Annotated in this window: 3 protein-coding genes and 2 pseudogenes; all 5 read right to left on the reverse strand. The window is 66.0% G+C overall.

The genetic code is table 11. From position 1 onward, the window contains the following. Nucleotides 1–161: pseudogene (locus ACLFQI_RS12920) on the reverse strand (conjugal transfer protein TraU); the annotation flags it as partial. Nucleotides 162–349: 188 nt separating this feature from the next. Further along, the gene (locus tag ACLFQI_RS12925; protein ID WP_410759922.1) at nucleotides 350–1798 is read right to left on the reverse strand and encodes a TrbC family F-type conjugative pilus assembly protein; all 1449 of its coding nucleotides are present in this window, start codon (nucleotides 1796–1798) and stop codon (nucleotides 350–352) included. Next, the gene (gene lepB / locus ACLFQI_RS12930; protein WP_410759924.1) at nucleotides 1734–2267 is read right to left on the reverse strand and encodes a signal peptidase I; all 534 of its coding nucleotides are present in this window, start codon (nucleotides 2265–2267) and stop codon (nucleotides 1734–1736) included. The genes ACLFQI_RS12925 and lepB overlap by 65 nt, the downstream gene beginning before the upstream one ends. Beyond that, nucleotides 2264–2572 carry a hypothetical protein gene (locus tag ACLFQI_RS12935; RefSeq protein WP_410759926.1) on the reverse strand — a complete coding sequence of 103 codons (309 nt, stop codon included), beginning with the start codon at nucleotides 2570–2572 and terminating at the stop codon, nucleotides 2264–2266. The genes lepB and ACLFQI_RS12935 overlap by 4 nt, the downstream gene beginning before the upstream one ends. Before the next feature lie 31 nt (nucleotides 2573–2603). Then, nucleotides 2604–3139: pseudogene (locus ACLFQI_RS12940) on the reverse strand (type IV secretion system protein TraC); the annotation flags it as partial.

The raw sequence follows: 3139 nt of genomic DNA on the forward strand, positions 1-3139 counted from the left end.
GCATCGCTGGCACCCTCAGGCACCCGACCACCGCCAATCGGCATCCCGGCGATGCGCACCGGAAACAGGCAGGACCAGCAGATGTCGGTGATCAGCTTGCCGCTAAGCAATTCGGCATCCGGGCAGGCGGCATCGGCGGCCTGCGTCGATGGACTCACCATGAAGCCAGTGAGCAGGGCCAGTGCGATCAGCGGGCCAGGCCAGGTCCTGCGTCGTTGACCACGGAACGCTTGCACAGTAGATCGAAGGTGTGTGAGCTGGTGGCCTAGACGACACCGCATTGCAGGACAGCGGGCGAGCGAAGCCAGCGGCGAACGCTGTTGATTCCGGCTTGGCTGGATTCGGGCTGTCATTCGCCGCCCTCCTCTGTCTCGCTCGGCGACAGGGCTCGCGCTGTGTCGCCGCTCCGGCCACTGGCGCCCGGCATCGCGGTCTCGGTGATGCGGAATCGAAGTCCCTCGGCCTCGACCACGGCCGGCACGCGCTCCAGGGCGAAGCGCCGGCGCAACGCCGGGGTGAGCAAGAAGACCCGTCGGTCGAGCTGGGTCATGAGCTGTTCCAGTCCCGCCCAACCAGGCTCGCGCGGCAGATCGGTGAGCAGGAACACACTGGCCTTCGATGCGGGTTCAGCCGCCAGCGACTGGGCAAAGTCCACCTGGCGGGCATCGGTGGCATCGAAGACGACCAGGCGTTGGGTGAAGGGCAGCTGTTCGAGGGGATTGACCGATTCACCGGCGGCGACTAGGACCGCGCCGTCCGGCAGCCGGATATCGGCCGCCGCGGTCAGCGTGGGATCGATCCAGTGGATGCGATCCTCGGTCGCGACCGGCAGATGCTCCAGGCGCAGGCGCCCGAAGGCCCGCTCGAGGGCGCGGGTCTTCATCGCGCTCAGGTCGAGTGTGGCCAGGCGGCGCTCGAGCTCGACGAGCAGATCCGGCTCGCGGATCGCGGTGACCGAGCCGCGCGTGCCAAAGTCGCCCTGACGGCCGGCGTCGAGCGCCTGCTCGAGCCAATCGGTGCTCATCAGACCGGCCACGCGGGCACGCTTGGTCCAGTCGGTTCCATCCCGCTCCAACGCGATCAGGGTCGGCACCGCCGTGACCCCGTAAGTCCGAAACGGTGTTGGATCGAGCTGGACGTTCGGCGGCGGATCGAGTCCGTTGAACAGCTCACGCAAGCTGGCCGCAAAGGCGATCAACGATTCACCTTCGTCGACGCCGCGAAACAGGATGCTCAGCTCGGGTCGTCCGCTGGCCAACGCAAACAGCTCACGCAGGGATGCCTCGCCGAGCGAACGGGAGGCAAAAAGCAGGTAGGTTCGGGATAGCTCGCCCGTCGCCCGCTGGGATGAATCAGACTCAGCGGGTCCAGAATTGCCGGACGATCTGTCATCCCGTGCGCAATCCGTGGCCAGGCTCTCGCAGACCGACATGCTCAGGTCGACGAACTCCAGGCGTTGACGTGCATCCTCCAAGAGACCTTCCACGACAGACGGGTCCGGCAGCCCCAACTCTGTGTCCGCCTGCAAAGGAACCCGCAGCCACGCCGGCAACGGTTCACCTTCGACGGCCTGCGCAATCGCCTCGGCCTGAGTCCGGATCGGCGCGAGTGCCTGATCGACGCCCTGCTCCGCTTCATCGCTCGTCCGATCCTCTGCGGTCGCGATGCTGACCGCACACAGCGTGCAGACCGCCAGCATCATGCGGTGACGAGCGCTCGTCTGCAGACAGGCCTCAGAACAACGCATACGCTCGCCCCTGCACCTGTTCGATCGCCAACGCACCCCAGTAGCGGCCATCGAAGCTATCGCGTGTGTCCCCCATCACCCAACAGTGACCGGGCGGCACCTTGAACTCCGAACGTTCGAAGGCGGTTGCCGGCTGCTGCAATGTCGTCGCCAAGGCGGGCTCGCTGTTTGGTAATCGGGAGCCATTGATGCGCGTTCCTTGGGTATCGACGGCGATGCGATCACCCGCCACGCCCACCACGCGCTTGATCACCGTCTGTCCGACCCGGAAGTGAGGCACCATCGCCTCGGTGGCGCCAAAGGCGACCAATGCTCCGACCTCGGGCTGCCGATCCCAGGTATCGATCAGATACCAGCGATAGGGCGGCAGACAAAGCGCCTCCTGATCATCGATCCCGAGGCGAAAGCGCTCACAGAGCAGGCTGCCGAGCACCAGGATCAGCGTCAGTGCCACCAGGGCCTGCAGCACGAACCGGTCCCAGGGCTGGCGTTGGCGCTGTGGCTTCCAAAGGATGCTCATTGTCCACCGCCCTCACCCAGCGGCAGAGACAGCTCCGCCGGCGCGGCCAGCACCGCCTGTGCATCGAGGACCAGAAACCCACGCTCGGCCAGACGCTCGGAGAACACCCGGATCTGCTCGGCATCAAGCCCGGCGCGCACCGCCTCGGCCACCGACAGGATGACCACCGGCGGCTGGCGTGCAGTATCCCCAGCCAGTGCGGACAAGCGCGTCTGGCTGATCCCGAGCCCGACGACAACACCCGCTAGCACCGCCCCGAACAACAGCGTCAGTGACCAACGCACGGGCGTTGTCAACAGCGCCATCACGGGCTCAGATCCCCTGCCTGGGCGTTGCTCATCCCGCATGCCGCCGCTCCTCGATCAACGCCTTGATCGCCTCAACCGTGACGAGTCCTTGCGCCCGAAGCGCTTCCAATGCCGCCACATCCTTTGGCGCCGTGCTATAGAGCAACTGCCGGAACGGATCGACCACCAGGCGACCGATCCCGCCACCCAGGCTGGTCAGGCAACAGATCTCGGAATAGGCGCCGGGCACCGTATGCACGGTCTTCAGCAGTTCCACCGCGCCGGCCGGCAACGGCAGCCGCTGCTCGGCCGCGAGCTGATCGATCGCCTGTGACGGTTGCGCGAGCAGAAAACTGTGGGCACTGTTCTCGGCGATCGCGCGTCCGACCGGATGGGTGTAGAGATCCGCCAGCGACTGCGTGATGGTCACCGCCGCGCCGCCATACTTGCGAAAGCGCCGATAGCCCGACTCGATGAACTTGCCGACATCGCCGTTGGTGAGCAGATCCCAGGCCTCGTCGATCACCACCAGCTTCGGCTGTGCGCGCTCGCCCAGGTACATCGCTTGCTGGATCTGGTAGATCA

It is taken from the genome of Halochromatium sp., from assembly GCF_046541315.1.
Lineage (GTDB): Bacteria > Pseudomonadota > Gammaproteobacteria > Chromatiales > Chromatiaceae > Lamprobacter.

Coding starts and splice junctions, on each gene's coding strand:
- lepB (WP_410759924.1), bottom strand. CDS start 2,267: ATGAGCATCCTTTGGAAGCCACAGCGCCAACGCCAGCCCTGGGACCGG.
- ACLFQI_RS12935 (WP_410759926.1), bottom strand. CDS start 2,572: ATGGCGCTGTTGACAACGCCCGTGCGTTGGTCACTGACGCTGTTGTTC.
- ACLFQI_RS12925 (WP_410759922.1), bottom strand. CDS start 1,798: ATGGCCGCTACTGGGGTGCGTTGGCGATCGAACAGGTGCAGGGGCGAG.